Consider the following 16481-nt stretch of genomic DNA (forward strand, 5'->3'; position numbering starts at 1 on the left):
TTAAATCCCGTTCGGCCAGGCGTCAGGACGCCTTGCCGGTGGCGGCAATGTTATCGAGCATGATCTGCGCGCGGTTGGCGACGTTGCGCGGCGCGCCGGCATCGTTGGCGATCTGCTGGAACCAGTCCTTCGCCTTCTTCATGTCGCCGGACTTGTAGGCCGAGAGACCGAGCGCCTCACGCGCTGAGTTGGCAAGCGGATTGGCCGGCACGGCCATGACTTCCACCTCGGCGGAAACCTGCTCGTAGGTTGCGGTATCGATCATCAGCCAGGCGGCGCGCATCTTGGCGAGGTCACGCATCGCCTGCGGCGCGCCGTTATCCTTGCCGATGGCGGAGAAGGCGGCGATCGCGCCGGCCGCATCGCCCTTGGCCTGCTGGATGGAAGCGGCACGCATCTTGGCCAGCACTGGATAGGCGCCCGTGCCGTCCTTTTCCAGCGCAGCGAAAGCGGCAAGCGCCTCGTCGTTCTTGTTCTGCTCGGCAAGCTGCAGAGCAGCCAGGAACTTGTCGCCCGAAGCGGACGAATTGTTCTTGGCCCACCAATTGTAGGTTTCACGGCCAATCGCCCCGCCGACAATCAGCACCACGAGCCCGATCACCAGCGGCCGGAAGCGCTTCCAGGCGTATTTCACCTGGTCGGAACGCAGTTCCTCGTTTACCTCGCGGATAAAGCTGTCGTCACTATTCGCCATCAAAGTCTCCGGCCCGAGCGGCCAATCTATATAAGAATGCGCCTAATAGCCTATTTTCCCTGAGATGTAAGGCCCCTCACGCGAATCTGCGGCGGACAATCCCGATAAGTTCGTTAACACACGGCCGCTAACATTCACGCTTTCGTGCGGCTTACCCAAGCTTCGCCTTATTCGCCGCTGACAACACCGGCTTGTTCTCCATGTGATTCAGGTTCCTCATATGCATCCGCTTGCCCGCCCGCTATCGCTGTCCCTCGCCCTCTGTCTCGCGTCAGGCTCGACAGTGCAGGCAGCCGACAAGCCGAAACAGCTGGTGATGATTTCCTTCGACGGTGCCGGCCCAAACCAGCTCTGGCAGCGCAGCCGCGACCTCGCAAAGCGGGTAAACGCGCATTTTACCTACTTCCTATCCTGCACGCTGGTCATCCAGCGCACCAATGCGAAATCCTATCAGGGGCCGGGGCAGAAGCCCGGCAAGTCGAATATCGGCTTTGCCCAGAGTGCTGCCGAGGTTCAGGGACGGCTGGGGCATATCTGGCAGGCGCATCTGGAGGGGCACGACATTTCCAGCCACACCTGCGGCCATTTCGACGGCAAGGACTGGACGGCGGCCGACTGGAGCGCCGAATTCAAGACCTTTCACAGCGTGCTGACCGATGCATGGAAGGCCAATGGCGTCGGCGAACAGGAGCCCGCCGGCTGGAAGGATTTCGTCGCAAACGGCATCAACGGTTTTCGCGCACCATATTTCTCGACCAGCCCCGGCCTGGTAGAGGCGGAAAAGCAGGCCGGCGTTCGTTATGACGCGAGCCTCGTCACCAAAGGCCCGATGATGCCGGAGAAAAAGGACGGGCTGATCCGCTTCGGCCTGCCCCTGATCCCCGAAGGCCCCTCCAACCGGCCGATCATCGCCATGGACTACAACCTTTTCATCCGCCATTCCGCCGGCCTAGACAACCCGAGCCAGTCGGCCGAATTCGAATCCCGCGCCTACACCGCCTTCCGCGCCGCGTTCGACAAGCAATACGCCGGCGACCGCATCCCCCTGCAGATCGGCCTGCATTTCGTCGAAATGAACACTGGCGCCTATTGGCGCGCGATGGAGCGGCTGGTGACGGAAGTCTGCGGCATGCAGGATGTCGCCTGCGTCAGTTACAATGAGGCGATCAGCATGCTGAAGGAGCGGGAGAAACGACAGGAAGCGTCAGGGCTGTAAGGCTCTCGCCTTCCTAATGGGGACGTTCAAGGTACCGGTCGAAGATTTTCGTTCGATACTTCAATACCTTGTCTCCCACGCGACGCCCTGTTTATCCCCGCCCCCACAGAACAGAGAATAATCCTCCCGTCATCGAATGGGAAACCGGGTTCGCGAACCGGCATCCTCCCGGATTGTCGAACTTCGGTTTTCGATGATGGCCGTGAATGTGGTGAGCGAGAACTGACAACTCTCGGAAGACCGCAGGAACCGGTCGAGGCAGGCGGACAGCCTGAACACCCAACACCCGAAATACCCCGCCTGCCTCACTCCCAAAACAAAACCGCGCCGGACTGACATCCCGGCGCGGCCAGACGTGTTTGTCGAAAGAGATTAAGGCTTGTTGGCAGACATCTCTCCGTCGGTTTCCTCACGCTCGAGGTAACGCTGATCAATCGACGGCAGGGGCTGGTCGTTGAGCGTCGCCTCGAATGCCTGGAGGCGCTTGTAGATGGACATCAATTCAACGATCGTAGGCCACGCATTGATCAGGTACTGAAAGGATCCACGAACCTGGTCGAAAACATTTCCGACCTGCTGATAAAGGCCCAAGGTAACCTTGCCCGCAGCAAGCGAGGGGATCAGCACGATCAGGCTGTAGAGGTTATCGGCCTGTAGGTAAAAGATCCGGGCAATATTGAAATAGAGGTAGTGGAAATAAAGCCGGAAGTAACTTTTCCTCACGTTGTCAAAAAGCTCCGCCACCGTCGCTGGCTCGGCCCGATCAGCATGATCTTCGCCATAGACAAGCTCTTTGCGAAGAGCAGCCTCAACACGCTGATTGCGAAATTCGAGACCCGGCAGTTTGATTCCGACCAGCGCCAGGAAAGCGGTGCCGAATAAAGCCCAGAGCACAGCCGCCCAAACCAGCGCATGCGGAACTTCGCCGATGATGGGCAGCGTGTTGATTTTATCGGAAAAGGTAAACAGCACCGGCATGAAGGCAATCAGCGTCATGAGGGCTCGCACGAAACCAACCCCGAGGCTTTCCATGGTCGAGGAAAATCGCATCGTGTCTTCCTGCACGCGCTGCGAAGCGCCTTCGATATGGCGGAGCTTCGACCAATTCGCCATGTAGAAGTTGTTCATCGCCGTGCGCCAGCGGAAAATGTAGTGGCTGACAAAGAACAGGTTGAGCACACCGACCGTGACGGCCAGAAAAAGAATCCCAGTCACACCGAGAAGGCCCAGGTAAAGTTGTTCGGCCGTCACCGGATCCGCGGGGGGGGTGGCCTGCGGCATGGCCTGCTGCATGGCTTTCTGCACGAGGTCGAAATAAGGCCCGTACCAGGCGTTCAGAGCGACATTCACCTGAACCGAAAAATAGGTCGCAAAGATAATGAGGGCAGTACCCAGGATCGACCAGTTTTGCCAGGGATGCGGTGAAAACTTGAACCAGAAGCCCGCAAAAAGACCAACTGCAACCGCGTAGTAAATGTAGAACCAGATGAACGGTGCGGACCAGAACAGCGAAACGCCAATCGGCGCCTCCTCACCAGGCGGCAGGGGCGATAGACCGATCACAGTCCCTAGAGCGTTGCCACCCGCATACCACGAGGCGACGACCAGAATGCTCCAAACGAATGCTGAGATGAAGAACAGTTTCGGTCGAGGGAAGAAGGAATGGAACACGGAGCTTGAGCTTTCCTGAGTTCGAGTGTGCTTGCGCATGCGATTGGGAGTCGCGCACGACTATTGAACCGGAAACTAAGGCAGTTCCAAGGGAGCAGCAATGGCCGCACGCCATTGTTACGCATTTGTAAGCACGGGATTTTGCGATCGCGGGCCAGTTTCATGGCGCGGTTTGACGAAGCGCAAACTTCGGGATCACTTGGCGTGTCGCAAAACCGGCAGTGCCAGAACCACGCAAACCAGAAGCGCCGCCGCGGCGATCACGGTCGGCAGAGCGAAACTGCCGCTGCCCTGGGCGAGCCAGCCGGCGCCCAGCGGGCCGATGATCTGGCCGGTGCCGAAAGCGGCCGTCATCACGGCAAGCGCCCGGCGCGGGCTTTCGGGTGAGAGTTTCCGGCCGATCTGCAGGCCGTAGGCGGTGACGACCATGAAGGTCGCGCCTAGCAGCAGCCCGCCGAAAAGCGCCCCCGGCGTCGGCGGCAGCTCCACGGAACCAAGCACCCCGACCGCCTGCAGGCCGAGCGCTGCCACATAGGCTTGGCCGAGCCCGAAACGGCGAACCACGGGCCGCCAGAGCAGCAGCGACACCGCCGCTGCGGTACCCGTCAGAAACCATGCGAGGAATTCGACGACAGGCCCGGCATCGCCCATCCGCGCGATGGTGACGAGAAAGGTCGCGGTGATCACATAACCGAAGCCGAACAGGCCGTAGGACAGGATCAGCAGCGTCAGCGGCATCTTCCACTTCAACGGCGGCTCGACGACCGCTCCCGTGCCGAGCGTCTGCCGAGGCAGAAGCCAGGCGACGATCCCGGCAACGACAAGCACGATCGCCGCCCCCGCCAGCCAGTTGAAACGCCAGCCGTGCGCCGCATCGCCGGCCACGTCGTTGACCAGCAGGACCAGTGCCGAAGAAAGCGCGATCCCAAGCCCGACGCCGCCAAAATGCAGGACGTTAACGTTATCGCGGCCGACCGCATAAGGCAGCACGATCGACGACGTGAAGATCATTGCCAGCGCGCTCGCGACGCCCGCCAGGAAACGGATGATGGTAAAGGCAACGACCGATGTCGTGGCCGCCATGGCCGCAAGCAGGATAGCGGTCGCAAGCAGTCCCGCAAGCGCCACATTCCGCTCCCGCCCCGCCGCCCAGCCATAGGCGGAAAGAATGGCGCCGGCCAGATAGCCTGCGAAATTGCCGGCTGCGATATAACCGGCATCGGCCGCTGAAAGCGGAATACCGGCGATCATGCCGGGCAGGATCGGCGTGTAGAAAAAGCGCCCGAAACCCATCGCGGCGGCCATGGAAATGGCGCCGGCAAAACCGATCAGCAGGGGGCGGCTGGAAAAGCCGGTGTTCATCTGAAGCATGGCCTTTTATCGCAGCCGCATTGCGCCGCGACAAATGAGGAATTGTCATTGCTGCGATGAACGGGGCTGATGTCTCTGTCCCGAAACGGGATTTTCGACGGCCGGCAAGTCTCTGAAACTGATAGAGAATCAAATTAAGGCCCAGCGCGCCGCAATCACGCCCCGATCACGCAACTGCCGCAACGAATTGATGCAATGCAGTACGACTTTCGTCTTGTTGCTGACACGAATGAAGAGCACTTTTCCTGCGTCGTCAATCAAGGACGGCGGAGGACAAACCATGGACCAGGACCTGACCATTTCGGAAGTGCTCGTCGATCCGTTGATCGCACAGCTTCGACGGGCTGATGCCGTGGGTTATGCGGCCTTCGCCCAGCTGATGGAAAGCGCCTCGCGGGTCCATAGCCGCCAGCTCCTCGCGCATCTGCACGAAGAGCGCGTCGAAGCCTTCTATCGCAGCGCCGATGCGGCAACGCAGAAGGCAAAGACGCTCAGCTGATCCGAGCAGCATCCGGACCTTTGTCGCCGGTCAGCCAGTATGCCTTGCAGACTGTCCCCGGCGCCAGCCGGTAGGTCCGGAAACCCATCTTTTCGTATAGGCCTGAGCTTCGAGGTTGCTTTCACCGATAAAGGCTTCGATCGCTTCAAGTCCAGCATCGGCCGCAGCCACGCTCGTGACCTCGAACAGACGCGATCCGACGCCACGCCGGGCCGCCAGCGGCGATACATGCGTGCCGATAATGCCCCAGCCGACCGGCGTGCCATAGGGATTGTCTTCCGTTGCCATGACCAGAGACTGGAAACCGAGCAGGCTGCCGTCGTCGTCGACGGCCAGCGAGCAGCGTATGCTGCCGGGGCGCTCCACATAATGGCTCAGTACATAGGCTTCGTCTGCCGGCGATTTGCGCTTTCCGGCGGCCACGAGCAGCTGCAGCATTTCGCTGATGGCAGCAGCGTCGCCGCGTTCAGCCGTTCGAATTTTCATCCGCCTGCCTTTCGCAGATCCGTCAATCCACCAGCGTCAGGATGACCGGTCCATTCCGGGTCGCGACGATCGTGTGTTCGTATTGCACGGTCGGCGCCCGCGGATCGCTGTAAAGCGTCCAAACGTCGCCATTGCCGCCGTCCTCGGCCCATTCGGCGCCGAGAGACAGGAAGGGCTCGATGGTAAAGACCAGCCCCTCTTGCATCGTCCGCCGCTCGCTCTTGTCCGGCCAGGTTGGAATTTCCGTCGGCTCGTCATGCAGGGTCAGGCCGATGCCGTGGCTTGAGAGATTGGTGATCAGCGTATAGCGGTTCTTCTTGGCGAAAGTGCCGATCGCGTTGCCGATGCCGGCGAGCGGCTTGCCGGGCCTGACCTGCTGCAGGCCGGTCCACAGCGCGCGGCGGCCGTCGCGGCACAGCTTCTCGATCTCGCGCTTGACCGGCGGCACCGCGTAGGATGCGCCGGTATCGCCGAAAAAGCCGTCCTTCATCGCCGAAACGTCGATATTGACGAGGTCGCCCGCCTTGATCACCCGATCGCCCGGAATGCCGTGCGCCACTTCCTCGTTGACGCTGATGCAGGTCGCCGCCGGAAACTGGTAGCAAAGCTCCGGCGCCGACTGCGCTCCGTTGTCCTCCAGAACCTTGCGGCCGATATCGTCCAGCTCGCGGGTGGTGATCCCCGGTTCGAGCGCTTTCGCCATGTTGTCCATCGCCTGCGCGCAAAGCTTGCCGATATCCTTCAGCTTCGCCAGTTCGTATTCGGTGGAAATAACCATGAAATCTGCCGTTCTGTCTTCGGTTCTTGAAGCAATTCCGGACGCAAACCACGGCGCATCTTCGCCGGAATTGCTGTCACATATTCAGGCAGCCGGTTTCGCGCCATCCACCGGGTCCGTCAATTCCTTTTTGGCGAGACCGAGCTCTTTTCTGACGATCGGTGCCACCCTGGTGCCGTAAAGTTCGATGCCGCGCATGACCTGATCATGCGGCATCGGCCCGATCGCCATCTGCAAGAGGAACCGGTCCATGCCGAACACCTTGTGGGCCGCGACGATCTTTTCGGCCACCAGTTCGGGATCGCCGAGGAAAAGATTGCCGAGCGGGCTGCGGGACTGGTCGAAATGCGCCCGGTTGGTCGGTCCCCAGCCGCGCTCGCGGCCGATGCGGTTCATCACCTCGGCCTGCGGACCATAAAATTGGTCGGCAGCGGCCTCCGTCGTATCGGCGATGAAGCCATGCACGTTGATGCTGGTCTTCAATGTCGCCGGATCATGTCCCGCGCGACGGGCCGCCTCGCGATAGAGATTGAAGAAGGGCGCAAACCGCGGATATTCCCCACCGATGATGGCGACCGCCAGCGGCAGGCCCATGGCGCCGGCGCGAGCGACCGATTGCGGCGTACCGCCAACCGCGATCCACACCGGCAGCGGATCCTGCACCGGACGCGGATAAACGCCACGGCCGTGGATCGGCGCACGCGTCTGCCCCTCCCAGGTCACGACTTCCTGATCGCGGATGGCGAGCAACAGGTCCAGCTTCTCGGTGAAGAGCTGGTCGTAGTCGCCCAGATCGTAGCCGAACAGCGGATAGGACTCGATGAACGAGCCACGCCCCGCCATGATTTCCGCCCTACCGTTCGAAATGAGGTCGACGGTCGAGAATTCCTGGAAGACCCGAACGGGGTCATCGGAAGAAAGCACCGTCACGGCGCTGGTCAGGCGGATATTCTTGGTCCGTGCGGCAGCGGCGGCCAGCACCGTTGCGGGTGAAGAGATTACATAGTCCGGCCGATGATGTTCGCCGAGACCAAAGACATCCAAACCGACCTGATCGGCAAGCTCGATTTCTTCCAGAAGGTTCTTGATGCGGCATGCGCCCTCCGCGCCCTTATTCAGAGCGGAAGCATCGACGTCGCCAAAAGTATGCAGCCCGAGTTCCATGTTCGAAACACCCATTCGTTGATGCCCATCGCATCCTGCGCTGCAAATAGTTATTGGGCGCAGCACGCACAAAGGCGAATCTTTCGAAGGAATTGTTCGATATTTTGGATAGCCGGCGACGCTGGAGGTTCCCCCGCCGGCTCCCCGGTCAAAGACCGAGGTCGGAAAGGCTCGGATGATCGTCCGGACGACGGCCGAGCGGCCAACGGAATTTGCGATCCGTCTCCTTGATCGGAGCATCGTTGATGCTGGCGATCCGGCGGCGCATCAGGCCGTGCTCATCGAATTCCCAGTTCTCGTTGCCATAGGAACGGAACCACTGACCGCTGTCGTCGCGCCATTCATAGGCGAACCGCACCGCGATCCGGTTTTCGTGAAATGCCCACAGCTCCTTGATCAGCCGGTAATCCAGCTCCCGGTTCCATTTGCGGGTCAAGAACGCCTCGATATCGGCCCTGCCCTTGACGAATTCGGCGCGGTTGCGCCATTCGCTTTCGACGGTATAGGCGAGCGCTACGCGGGCGGGATCGCGGCTGTTCCACGCGTCTTCGGCAAGTCTTGCTTTTTGAGCCGCGGTTTCTGCTGTAAATGGCGGCAAGGGTGGGCGATCGGTCGTCTGCACTGTCATTGTCCTTCCTGGTTGATCTTTGCCTTGAGAGCGGCGTTTTCGGCCTCCAGGCTGGCGATCTTCTGCTGTAGCGCCGAAACGCCCTCTTCGATATCGGCCATGGTGAAGCGCGGGGTGATGTGCTGCGGGCAGTTCCAGTCGAAGGCGTCCAGACGGAAAACCAGCGCCCGTTCCACCTTGGCCCGGTATCCCGGCACCGAGACTTTGGCGATGATCTCCGGATCGGTGGAAATCTCCGCATGGGCGAAGATCTTCAACCGGGCGCGGTTCGGATAGTCCATCAGGATCAGCGACACGCGATCGCTGGTGCCGAGATTGCCGACGGAAATATACTGGCGATTGCCGCGGAAATCCGCAACGGCAAAGGTCTGGCTGTCCAGCACCTGCACGAAGCCCTTCGGCCCGCCGCGATGCTGCACGTAAGGCCAGCCGGTCTCTGACACGGTCGCCATATAGAAACTGTCGCGAGCCGCGATGAAGGCCGCTTCCGACGGCGTGAACCGGTCGAAAGTCCGCTCCTTGCCGGCAACCTCGAAATAATCCCGGCTGCCATTTGCTTCCTGCGCGGCCTTGACGCCCGGCGTCGAGGCAATGTCGAGAAATGTATAGGTCATGGGAGTTCCCTCGGGAGACAAATCCCGTTCAGATGTCTGGGACAGAATATAGTCTCTTTCGGATTTCCATATAATAATATAGAATTGAAAGATATTCTCTCAAATTTCGAGACAATCCATGGACCGGTTCGAAGCGATGTCGATCCTCGTCGCGGCAGCGGAAACCGGCAGCCTCACGGCCGCAAGCCGCAAGCTCAATGTGCCGCTCCCCACGATCAGCCGCCGGATCGCGGAGCTCGAAGCCCATCTCGGCACGCGGCTTCTGGCACGCACGACCCGCAGACTGGCGCTCACCGATGCAGGCGCAGCCTATTTCGAAGCCTGCAAGCGCATCCTCGACGAAGTGGGCGAAGCCGAACGCACGGCGGCCGGCGAGCAAAGCGCCCCGAAAGGCGATCTCGTCATCACCGCGCCGCTCGTTTTCGGGCGGCTGCACATCCTGCCGGTCATCACGGATTTCCTCGCCCTTTACCCGGACATCAATATTCGCCTGACACTCTCGGACCGCAACGTGGATCTGATGCAGGACGAGATCGACCTCGCGCTCCGGATCGGCAAGCTTCCCGACAGCGCAATGGTGGCGACGAAGGTCGGCGAATTGCGGCGCGTGGTCTGCGGCAGCCCAGCCTTTTTCGAGCAACACGGCATTCCAACCACGCCGCAGGACCTCGCCGGCAGGCCGGCCGTCAATCTCGACGTGTTGCGGCCAATGCCCTGGACGTTTGCGATGGTCCCGAACGGCCGGCCGCGGGACGTCGCCGTCCTTTCCCGTCTGGCCGTAAACACGGCGGAGGCGGCGCTCGATGCGGCCATTGCCGGCGTCGGCATCACGCGCGTGCTTTCATATCAGGCTGCCGATGCGGTCGGACACGGCCTGCTGCAGATCGTGCTCGACGAGTTCGAACCACCGCCGTTGCCGGTCTATCTCCTGCATTCGGTACAGGGCATACCACCCGTCAAACTGCGGACCTTCCTGGATTTCGCGGCCCCTCGCCTTCGTCGCCGGATCGGTGCAATTCTGGCGCCGGCTCGGGATGATTCGCACTGAAATGCGACACCGGCTGCAGGCGCCGCGAAAGCAAATATTAGGACAGACGGCTTAAGCTTCGCGCGCGGATAAAAGGGGATGGTGGATGACGGACGTGACGGAGCACGGCCTACGGAACGCGGATGTGCTCGCCCTGCAGATGGATGCACTCTACAAGGGCGCGCCTGCGGCCGTGCTCAGCATCTTCGGAGCGGCGTTCGGTTCCATCGCCTACTGGTCGCCGGAAAACCGGACCATGCTCATCGTCTGGCTTGCCTGCATCAGCACTGTCGCGCTCTTCCATCTGGCAACCGCCCTGCTGCGCCATTGGGGCCTTCCGAAAAGCTGGTCGCCGGTCGCCTGGTCGCATCTCGTCAAAGGCATCTATATCGCCGCCGGCCTCTCCTGGGGCATCGGCGGCGCGATACTGCTTCAGCATGGCGACGAACATCAGGCGCTGGTGATCTGCTGCCTCGCCATGGGCGCCGTCAGCGTCACCTTCCCCGTCATCGTCTATACGCCGGCCTACTGCCTTTTTCAGACACCGATCTTCCTTTCCTTCACCTACGGGCTGGCGATCAGCAATCTCGAATACGGCATGTTGCTCTCCGTCGCCGCCGCGCTGCTGAGCATGGTGTTGCTGATCATTGCCTATTCGATGGGCGGGCAGATGGTGCTGGCGCTGAGGCTTTCCCAGGAAAACCGGCTTCTCGTGGAACAGCTCGCCGAGCGCGGCATGGCGCTCGAAGCCGTCAATCGCGACCTGACCGTCCAGACATTGACCGATCCGCTGACCGGCCTTGCCAACCGCCGCCAGCTGATGGGCTTCATGCGCCGCGCGACGGGACGATGCGCCTTGCTGATCGTCGATGTCGATCACTTCAAGTCCTATAACGATACTTTCGGCCATGGCGATGGCGATATCTGCCTCGTCCTCGTGGCAGAGGCTCTGCAGCGCAGCGTCCAGGAGGCGAACGACCTCGTGGCACGGCAGGGCGGCGAGGAATTCGCGATCGTGTTGACCGATCTCGGCGAAGACCGCGCCTTCGACGTGGCGGAATTGATCCGCTCCAATGTGCAGGCGCTTTATCCGACCAATCCCCGCAAGGTCCACCGCCAGATCACGGTCAGCATCGGTTTCGCCTATCGCGACGCCGAACTGCACAAAACGACCGCAGACCTGATGGCCGAGGCCGATGCGGCACTCTACGAAGCCAAGAATTCCGGCCGCAACCGCGTCTCCATGCTCACCGACCGCCGCAATCTCGCGACCGGTTGAGGCATATTCCCGCCACCAAATAAGACTCTGGTTTCAACGGGCTGGCGATATTTTCGGATTCATCGTTCGAGCCGCCTCATGCGCCGCCTCAGCCGAAAGAGGCGCCTTCAATTGGCTAGGCGCCCCTTTACCAGCGCGTCGATCGCCGCCTTCAAATCATCGATCATGAACGGCTTGGTGAGTACCGGACGGCTGGAATAGGCGGCATCCAGGCCCGCACCTCCGTAGCCGGTGGCAAACACATAAGGTATGCCGCGACCGGAGAGAATGTCGGCCACGGGAAAGGACTTTCGGCCGTCGAGATTGACGTCGAGTACCGCCAGATCAAAATCCGCCTTGCTCGCCGCATCCTCTGCCTGCGGCAGGCGCATGGCGAGATCGATCACTTCGTGGCCGAGTTCAATCAGCATGTCCTCGATCATCAGCGCAATCGTCATCTCGTCCTCGACGACCAGGATTCGCAGCGCCATGGATCTAGCGCCCGCCATACAGATCACTGGGCGCATCGATCGTGCAGACGAGCCCGGTCGGCTGGAAATCGAGCTTGACCTTGCCGCCCATCTCCCGCGCCAGACCGCGTTCGATCAGCACCGAACCGAAACCACGCCGTGAGGGTGGCGACACCGGGGGACCGTCGCTTTCGCGCCATTCGATCTGCAGACGGGCTTCACCACCCTCGCCGTGCCCTCTCGCCCAGGTGACGCGAATCCTGCCATCGGAATTCGACCACGCGCCGTATTTCAGCGCGTTGGTTGCCATCTCGTGCATGGCAAGGGTCAAAGCCAGCGCCGTCTTGGGCGATAGCTGCACATCCTCCTCGCCTTCGATCAGGCAACGGCTCTCATCCGGACAATGCGACCGGATGGCCTGCTCGATCGCGCCCCTTAGCGAAGCGCCGACCCAGCGCTCCCCGGTTAGCAGGTCGTTGGCCTGGCCGATTGCCACCATTCGGGCGGAGAACCGTCTTTGTGATTCCTTGATATCGTCCACGTTGCGAAAGGTCTGGCCTGCAATCGCCTGTGTCATCGCAAGATTGTTCTTCACACGATGATTGAGTTCGTGGACGACGAGCCGCAGATGTTCTTCGTTGCGCCGCCTTTCGGTCACATCCGATGCCGCCCCGAACCATTCGATGATCTCGCCATGATCGTCGAAGATCGGCACTGCGCGTGACAGCGTCCAACCGGCGACACCATCGGCCTGCCGGACGCGGTGCTCGTGCTGGAAGACGCTTTTGGTGCGGATCGCTTCATCGATGACGGCCTGAATGCCGGCTACGTCCTCCGGAAAAAGATACAGGCCCTGCCAGGCAATGCTTGGATTGTCCATGTCCGGAAGGAACCCGCGTCCGTCGAGCGCACGCATTTCCTTCCAGTCCGGGCTCATATGATAGACGACGTCCGATGTCGCGTTGGTGAGCGCCCGGAACCGTTCTTCGCTCTCCCGCAGGCGCCTCTCTGCCAGCACCTGCTGCGTCGTCTCCACGACGATGGCGATCACGCCGGCCGGCCGGCCGCTTTCGTCGAGAACCGGCGAATAGTCGAGGTTATCCAGACCGGCTCCGGCTTGCCGTGCCGGATCAGCGTCAGCTCCTGGTTCTTGTAGGCCAGCGTGCGGCCGGAAAGGCCCACCTTCATGACATTGTCGTTGAAGTCGGCGATCTCGTCCCAGCCTTCGCGCACCTTAGAACCGAGAAGTTCGGGGTGGCGCAATCCGGCAAAACCGGAATAGGCATCGTTATAAATCATGATGCCGTCTTCGCCCCAGAGCAGAACGATCGGCACGGGCGACAGCAAAAGCATGCTCGTCACAGTCTTGAGGCTTTGCGGCCAGCCGGAAATAGGCCCAAGCGGCGTCTTCGACCAATCGAAGGATCGGATCAGATCGCCGGTTTCGCCTCCTCCCACGGGAAATTGCATGATGTCATCTTGTCGGGCCGGATGCGCAATCAATCATCGCTCCAGATATGTTTATATCATCAGAGTCGGATGTAGAACCTGCATCGAGTTTGTCTATGGGGAGGATGAGTGATTTGGAGACTTCGTCAAATTCTCCTGCTCCGCAAGCCGTTGATGCGGCATGCAGGAAAAGACTTCGGCCGACATGGATTGTTATGCCCGCGAGGCCGGTGACGACGTGCTGAAGACTATTGCCGGCGTCCTTTCAGCGTCGAGAGGCTGGATAGCCTCTCGACGGCATTGGCATGAAGTCAACGCTGACCGGACATGACCCGGCAGCGGGATAGTCAGAACGTCTTGGCAATCGCCTCGAGCTGATCGGCAACGATGCCCCAGCCCGCTTCGAAACCCATTTCCTGATGGGCCTTCATGTCCTCTTCCTTCCAATGCAGCGCGGTGGCGATGTATTTGGTGCGGCCGTTGCCGAGGTCTTCGAATTCGATGATGCCCGTGAAGAACGGCTTCTCCGCCGGCACCCAGCCAGCCGCCTTGTAGGCATCGGTAAAGACGATCTTCCGGTTCGGCACGATTTCCAGATAGACGCCATGGTTCGGCATCTTCTCGCCGTTCGGACCTTCCATCAGGATATAACTTTCGCCGCCCGGGCGCAGGTCGGAGCGCGCCTCGGTCACCGTCCAGGGCTTCGGGCAGAACCATTCCCCGAACCGTTCCGGCGTTGTCCAGGCCTTGAACAGCTTGTCGGCCGGCGCATCCATCTCCCGAACCAGCTGCAATGCATAAGCGGCGGTATTGGCGGTCATTTTCGTCTCCCTTTGGTTTTGACAAACATCTCACCCGATGTTGAACCTAGGACGCAAGAGGGAAACCGGAACCGACACGGCGCACGGAATTTTTTCGAAATTCAGTCGAAAATTCTGAAACCGTGGCTGGATACGTCAGCCTGAGTAAAGCGAACAAGGAGAGCCGATGCAGACTTTCAGCTTCGAGGCGGACGTCATCCACTGGCGCGGCCCCTCACCTTATTTCTTCGCGCCATTGCCGCGGGAAATAGCGGAAGAGATCCGGCGACTGTCGAAGCTTCTGAGTTATGGCTGGGGGATGATCCCGGTCGATGTAATGATCGGCGGAATGGAGTTCTATACGGCGCTCTATGCGAAGGATGAGACGTATTACTTGCCGCTGAAGGATGCCGTGCGGAAGAAGACGGGGATTACGGCGGGTGACAGGATATCGGTGGAGATGACGATGCGGGAGCCGAAGCGGTAGCGCCGAATCCATCTCTCCCCCTTGCGGGGAGAGATGCCCGACGGGGCATAGTGGGGGTGGTTCAGCAAATGCTACCGTCGGGTATGTGGCACCACCCCATCTGTCAGCTCCGCTGGCATCTTCCCCGCAAGGGGGAAGAAAGGTGGTTGCCGCACCGTCGTCCGAGCCTCAACCCACCGGCACTCCCACCTCACCCAGCTTATCAATCTGCTGCCGGATATGCGCACATTCCGCGGGCGAATTGGCCAGCGCGATTGCCCGGTCGAACGCCTCGCGCGCCTCGGCTTTCCGCCCGGACTGCATCAGCAGCCCGCCCTTCACGCCATGGAAATAGAAATAACTCCCGAGCGCATCGGCGAGCGGCACCAGCATATCCAGCGCTGCGTCCGGCCCGCGCAGTTTTGAGACCGCCACCGCCTTGTTGAGGCTGACGACCGGCGACGGATGTAAACGCTCCAGCAGACTATAGAGCAGCGTGATTTCCGCCCAATCGGTATCTTCCGGCTTTGCGGCGCGAGCGTGCAAGGCCGAGATCGCCGCCTGCACCTGATAGGAGCCCGGCTTGCGATGGCGGATCGCCTTGTCGAGCAACGCCAGAGCCTCATTGATCTGCCGGCGGTCCCAGAGCAAGCGGTTCTGGTCTTCCAGAAGCACGATCTGCCCCTGCCCGTCGAAGCGCGCATGCGCCCGGGAATGCTGCAACAGCATCAGCGCCAAGAGGCCCATGATCTCCGGTTCGCCTGGAAAAATGCGCAGGAGAAGCCGTGCCAGCCGGATCGCTTCGTCGCAGAAGGCGGCGCTGTCCTTGTTGGTAATGCCGGCCGAATAACCCTCGTTGAAAACGAGATAGATCATCGACGAGACGATGCCGAGCCGTTCGGCTCGTTCCTCCGCGCCCGGCGTCTCGAACGGCACCCCGGCTTTGGCGACGCGCGCCTTGGCGCGGGTAATGCGCTGCTCCATGGCGCTTTCGCCGACCAGAAACGCCCGCGCGATCTGCGGCACTGTCAGCCCGGAAACGATCCTGAGCGCCAGCGCGATCTGCTGGGTGTTCGGCAGGTCCGGATGGCAGCAGATAAACATCAGCCGCAGGATGTCGTCGCGGTAATTGGAATTGTCGAGCCGGTCGGCGATATCGTCTTCAGCATCGGATAGATCGGAAAAGGCCTCCTCTTCCGGCAGCGGATCGTTCTTCGAGCGCTTGCGGACCTGGTCGATGCCGCTATTGCGGCCGACGAAGATCAGCCAGGCGGTCGGATCACGCGGCGGTCCCTTGTCGGGCCAGGTGCGGATCGCCCGCAGGCATGCTTCCTGGAAAGCCTCTTCTGCGATGTCGAGATCGCGGAAGTAACGCAGCAACGCGCCAAGCGCCTGCGGCCGGGCCGCCGTCAGCGCAAGTTCGATCCAGGCGATATCTGTCATGTCTTGCTCTCGCTATTCTTCATGTCACCGGGATGGAAAACGTAGAAGGGGCGGATTTCATAGGAACTCGAACCGGGATTGACGGCCGAAAGCTCCTTGGAAAAGGTCACGGCCTCGTCCAGCGTGTCGAATTCGGCCGTATAGAAACCGAGCAGCACTTCCTTCGTTTCCGCAAACGGCCCGTCGATGACGAGCGCTTCGTCCTTGCCCTTGCGCACGGTAGTGGCCGCCGTCGTCGGCATCAGCCGCCCGACGGGGCCGAGCTTGCCGGCTTTCGCATAAGGCGCCTGAACCTCGAGCAGCTTCGCCATGACGGCGTCTTCCTCGTCCTTGGACCAGGCGAAGACGGTCTCCTCGTGGGCGTAGCAAAGGATGGCATACAGCATGTTTCTCTCCCTCTCACATGAATGACGAAGGAGTAGCCGCTCAGCCGACAGGTCGCAGCAA

The 16481-nt window shown here is 60.8% G+C and carries 19 protein-coding genes; 5 read left to right on the forward strand and 14 right to left on the reverse strand.

Annotated features, from left to right (window positions below; translation table 11 throughout):
- Nucleotides 1–22 precede the first annotated feature (22 nt).
- A complete protein-coding gene (locus KX729_RS16755) occupies nt 23–694 on the reverse strand; it encodes a tetratricopeptide repeat protein (protein ID WP_219743600.1) in 672 nt (223 codons plus the stop codon).
- 220 nt (nt 695–914) lie between these two features.
- Here KX729_RS16755 and KX729_RS16760 point away from each other — a divergent pair, with 220 nt between their 5' ends.
- Nucleotides 915–1910, forward strand: a complete 996-nt coding sequence (locus KX729_RS16760) for a polysaccharide deacetylase family protein (RefSeq protein ID WP_246617633.1) — start codon at nt 915–917, stop codon at nt 1908–1910.
- A 372-nt stretch (nt 1911–2282) separates the two neighbouring features.
- On the opposite strand, the gene sbmA is transcribed toward KX729_RS16760, so the two are convergent.
- Together sbmA and KX729_RS16770 are read right to left on the reverse strand one after the other, a co-directional pair.
- Nucleotides 2283–3581, reverse strand: coding sequence for a peptide antibiotic transporter SbmA (gene sbmA / locus KX729_RS16765; protein WP_219743601.1), 1299 nt, complete (start codon nt 3579–3581; stop codon nt 2283–2285).
- A gap of 195 nt (nt 3582–3776) precedes the next feature.
- A complete protein-coding gene (locus KX729_RS16770) occupies nt 3777–4952 on the reverse strand; it encodes a YbfB/YjiJ family MFS transporter (RefSeq protein WP_219743602.1) in 1176 nt (391 codons plus the stop codon).
- 280 nt (nt 4953–5232) lie between these two features.
- Here KX729_RS16770 and KX729_RS16775 point away from each other — a divergent pair, with 280 nt between their 5' ends.
- A complete protein-coding gene (locus KX729_RS16775) occupies nt 5233–5451 on the forward strand; it encodes a hypothetical protein (protein WP_219743603.1) in 219 nt (72 codons plus the stop codon).
- Nucleotides 5452–5481: 30 nt separating this feature from the next.
- Here the strand turns inward: KX729_RS16775 and KX729_RS16780 are convergent, their stop codons facing one another.
- The 5 genes from KX729_RS16780 to KX729_RS16800 form a co-directional block, all read right to left on the reverse strand.
- Nucleotides 5482–5937, reverse strand: a complete 456-nt coding sequence (locus KX729_RS16780; protein ID WP_312991103.1) for a GNAT family N-acetyltransferase — start codon at nt 5935–5937, stop codon at nt 5482–5484.
- Between the two features lie 22 nt (nt 5938–5959).
- A complete protein-coding gene (gene map, locus KX729_RS16785) occupies nt 5960–6715 on the reverse strand; it encodes a type I methionyl aminopeptidase (RefSeq protein ID WP_219743604.1) in 756 nt (251 codons plus the stop codon).
- 84 nt (nt 6716–6799) lie between these two features.
- A complete protein-coding gene (locus KX729_RS16790) occupies nt 6800–7879 on the reverse strand; it encodes an LLM class flavin-dependent oxidoreductase (protein ID WP_219743746.1) in 1080 nt (359 codons plus the stop codon).
- A gap of 148 nt (nt 7880–8027) precedes the next feature.
- Nucleotides 8028–8507, reverse strand: coding sequence for a nuclear transport factor 2 family protein (locus KX729_RS16795; RefSeq protein WP_219743605.1), 480 nt, complete (start codon nt 8505–8507; stop codon nt 8028–8030).
- The gene (locus KX729_RS16800; protein WP_219743606.1) at nt 8504–9121 is read right to left on the reverse strand and encodes a pyridoxamine 5'-phosphate oxidase family protein; all 618 of its coding nucleotides are present in this window, start codon (nt 9119–9121) and stop codon (nt 8504–8506) included. The genes KX729_RS16795 and KX729_RS16800 overlap by 4 nt, the downstream gene beginning before the upstream one ends.
- A 118-nt stretch (nt 9122–9239) precedes the next feature.
- Between KX729_RS16800 and KX729_RS16805 the strand changes: the two genes are divergently transcribed.
- On the forward strand, nt 9240–10169 hold the full coding sequence (locus KX729_RS16805) for a LysR family transcriptional regulator (protein WP_219743607.1): 930 nt from the start codon (nt 9240–9242) through the stop codon (nt 10167–10169).
- 85 nt (nt 10170–10254) lie between these two features.
- On the forward strand, nt 10255–11427 hold the full coding sequence (locus tag KX729_RS16810; RefSeq protein WP_219743608.1) for a sensor domain-containing diguanylate cyclase: 1173 nt from the start codon (nt 10255–10257) through the stop codon (nt 11425–11427).
- A 107-nt stretch (nt 11428–11534) separates the two neighbouring features.
- Here the strand turns inward: KX729_RS16810 and KX729_RS16815 are convergent, their stop codons facing one another.
- From KX729_RS16815 to KX729_RS16825, 4 genes are all read right to left on the reverse strand, one after another.
- Complete coding sequence (locus KX729_RS16815; protein WP_219743609.1) at nt 11535–11897, reverse strand: response regulator; 363 nt, start codon at nt 11895–11897, stop codon at nt 11535–11537.
- A 4-nt stretch (nt 11898–11901) separates the two neighbouring features.
- The gene (locus KX729_RS33530) at nt 11902–12927 is read right to left on the reverse strand and encodes a sensor histidine kinase (protein WP_312991104.1); all 1026 of its coding nucleotides are present in this window, start codon (nt 12925–12927) and stop codon (nt 11902–11904) included.
- Nucleotides 12924–13346, reverse strand: a complete 423-nt coding sequence (locus KX729_RS33535) for a hypothetical protein (protein ID WP_246617634.1) — start codon at nt 13344–13346, stop codon at nt 12924–12926. The genes KX729_RS33530 and KX729_RS33535 overlap by 4 nt, the downstream gene beginning before the upstream one ends.
- A 326-nt stretch (nt 13347–13672) precedes the next feature.
- Nucleotides 13673–14146, reverse strand: coding sequence for an SRPBCC family protein (locus KX729_RS16825; RefSeq protein ID WP_219743610.1), 474 nt, complete (start codon nt 14144–14146; stop codon nt 13673–13675).
- A 166-nt stretch (nt 14147–14312) separates the two neighbouring features.
- Here KX729_RS16825 and KX729_RS16830 point away from each other — a divergent pair, with 166 nt between their 5' ends.
- The gene (locus tag KX729_RS16830; protein ID WP_219743611.1) at nt 14313–14612 is read left to right on the forward strand and encodes a DUF1905 domain-containing protein; all 300 of its coding nucleotides are present in this window, start codon (nt 14313–14315) and stop codon (nt 14610–14612) included.
- A gap of 168 nt (nt 14613–14780) precedes the next feature.
- Here KX729_RS16830 and KX729_RS16835 read toward each other — a convergent pair whose 3' ends face one another.
- Both KX729_RS16835 and KX729_RS16840 read right to left on the reverse strand, forming a co-directional pair.
- A complete protein-coding gene (locus tag KX729_RS16835; protein WP_219743612.1) occupies nt 14781–16034 on the reverse strand; it encodes an RNA polymerase sigma factor in 1254 nt (417 codons plus the stop codon).
- Nucleotides 16031–16420: a YciI family protein gene (locus tag KX729_RS16840; RefSeq protein WP_219743613.1), complete on the reverse strand. Its 390-nt coding sequence runs from the start codon at nt 16418–16420 to the stop codon at nt 16031–16033. Before KX729_RS16840 ends, KX729_RS16835 begins: the two co-directional genes overlap by 4 nt.
- Nucleotides 16421–16481 lie beyond the last annotated feature (61 nt).

The organism is Neorhizobium populisoli (assembly GCF_019430945.1).
Lineage (GTDB): Bacteria > Pseudomonadota > Alphaproteobacteria > Rhizobiales > Rhizobiaceae > Neorhizobium > Neorhizobium populisoli.

Excerpts from the sequence above, each read along its gene's own strand:
- KX729_RS16755 (WP_219743600.1), bottom strand. The coding sequence starts at position 694 with ATGGCGAATAGTGACGACAGCTTTATCCGCGAGGTAAACGAGGAACTG.
- KX729_RS16760 (WP_246617633.1), top strand. The coding sequence starts at position 915 with ATGCATCCGCTTGCCCGCCCGCTATCGCTGTCCCTCGCCCTCTGTCTC.
- KX729_RS16770 (WP_219743602.1), bottom strand. The coding sequence starts at position 4,952 with ATGCTTCAGATGAACACCGGCTTTTCCAGCCGCCCCCTGCTGATCGGT.
- KX729_RS16775 (WP_219743603.1), top strand. The coding sequence starts at position 5,233 with ATGGACCAGGACCTGACCATTTCGGAAGTGCTCGTCGATCCGTTGATC.
- KX729_RS16780 (WP_312991103.1), bottom strand. The coding sequence starts at position 5,937 with ATGAAAATTCGAACGGCTGAACGCGGCGACGCTGCTGCCATCAGCGAA.
- map (WP_219743604.1), bottom strand. The coding sequence starts at position 6,715 with ATGGTTATTTCCACCGAATACGAACTGGCGAAGCTGAAGGATATCGGC.
- KX729_RS16790 (WP_219743746.1), bottom strand. The coding sequence starts at position 7,879 with ATGGAACTCGGGCTGCATACTTTTGGCGACGTCGATGCTTCCGCTCTG.
- KX729_RS16795 (WP_219743605.1), bottom strand. The coding sequence starts at position 8,507 with ATGACAGTGCAGACGACCGATCGCCCACCCTTGCCGCCATTTACAGCA.
- KX729_RS16800 (WP_219743606.1), bottom strand. The coding sequence starts at position 9,121 with ATGACCTATACATTTCTCGACATTGCCTCGACGCCGGGCGTCAAGGCC.
- KX729_RS16805 (WP_219743607.1), top strand. The coding sequence starts at position 9,240 with ATGGACCGGTTCGAAGCGATGTCGATCCTCGTCGCGGCAGCGGAAACC.
- KX729_RS16810 (WP_219743608.1), top strand. The coding sequence starts at position 10,255 with ATGACGGACGTGACGGAGCACGGCCTACGGAACGCGGATGTGCTCGCC.
- KX729_RS16815 (WP_219743609.1), bottom strand. The coding sequence starts at position 11,897 with ATGGCGCTGCGAATCCTGGTCGTCGAGGACGAGATGACGATTGCGCTG.
- KX729_RS33535 (WP_246617634.1), bottom strand. The coding sequence starts at position 13,346 with ATGCAATTTCCCGTGGGAGGAGGCGAAACCGGCGATCTGATCCGATCC.
- KX729_RS16825 (WP_219743610.1), bottom strand. The coding sequence starts at position 14,146 with ATGACCGCCAATACCGCCGCTTATGCATTGCAGCTGGTTCGGGAGATG.
- KX729_RS16830 (WP_219743611.1), top strand. The coding sequence starts at position 14,313 with ATGCAGACTTTCAGCTTCGAGGCGGACGTCATCCACTGGCGCGGCCCC.
- KX729_RS16835 (WP_219743612.1), bottom strand. The coding sequence starts at position 16,034 with ATGACAGATATCGCCTGGATCGAACTTGCGCTGACGGCGGCCCGGCCG.
- KX729_RS16840 (WP_219743613.1), bottom strand. The coding sequence starts at position 16,420 with ATGCTGTATGCCATCCTTTGCTACGCCCACGAGGAGACCGTCTTCGCC.